Below are 1,036 nucleotides of genomic sequence, written 5' to 3' on the forward strand. Positions count from 1 at the left end.
TAAAATGATTGAAAGTGATATAAAACATCATTTATAATGATATTTCATATCAAGGAGGGAAAGCTTAGTGGAACTACGAGACTTACAAATTTTCCAAAGTGTTGCAAATCACGGAAGCGTTACTAATGCAGCAAAGGAATTAAAATATGTCCAATCCAATGTTACAGCCCGTATAAAGTTGTTAGAAAACGAACTCAAAACGCCGCTTTTTTATCGACATAAAAAAGGAATGACATTAAACCCAGAAGGTCGAAAAATGCTTTCATACGTTAATAAAATTTTGCAGGAGGTCCAAGAACTGAGACAAGTATTTTTAGATAGTGATATGCCAGCTGGAGCATTAAAAATTGGTACAGTTGAAACAGTGAGTACATTACCAATCATTCTTGCGTCTTACTATAAGAGATATCCAAATGTTGATTTATCACTACAAGCTGGTTTAACTGAAGAACTCATCAAAGAGGTAACTGATCACCAATTAGATGGTGCTTTTATATCTGGACCAATTAAGCATCCACTTTTAGAACAATACGATGTCTGTACTGAAAAACTGGTTCTTGTTACGCAACATGAAACTTTTCAAATAGAGGAAATTATAACAACTCCACTCCTTGTTTCTAATCAAGGATGCGGATATCGTTCCAAGCTAGAACGCTGGCTCAAAGATGAGGGATTACTTCCAAAAAGAATCATGGAATTCAACATATTAGAGACAATTTTAAACAGTGTTGCAATTGGACTTGGAGTTACGCTTGTACCACAATCTGCTGTTGAACATCTTTCTTCTACAGGCAAGGTTCATTGTCATCCCATTCCTGAAAAATACGGTATTATTTCAACCGTCTTTATACGACGGAAAGATACATATATGACAAATTCGATGAAATTTTTTTTAAAAACAATTGCAGAGCATCATCATAAATAGGCTCCTTTCTATCACTATCTTCCAGAAGTTTTTTAATGTCATATGCCTATCTTTGCTGCCACAAGGCAGGAAGGTTATTTCTTATCTGGGCCACTGCACTTCTTGCAGCGT

General features: G+C 35.4%; 1 protein-coding gene. It reads left to right on the forward strand.

Annotated elements, in window-relative coordinates:
• Nucleotides 1-67: 67 nt before the first annotated feature.
• Nucleotides 68-925: a LysR family transcriptional regulator gene (locus V7014_RS25180; protein ID WP_335511527.1), complete on the forward strand. Its 858-nt coding sequence runs from the start codon at nt 68-70 to the stop codon at nt 923-925.
• The last annotated feature ends 111 nt before the right edge of the window (nt 926-1,036 follow it).

This window comes from Bacillus sp. JJ722 (genome assembly GCF_036963345.1).
Classification (GTDB): Bacteria; Bacillota; Bacilli; order Bacillales; family DSM-1321; genus Bacillus_AD.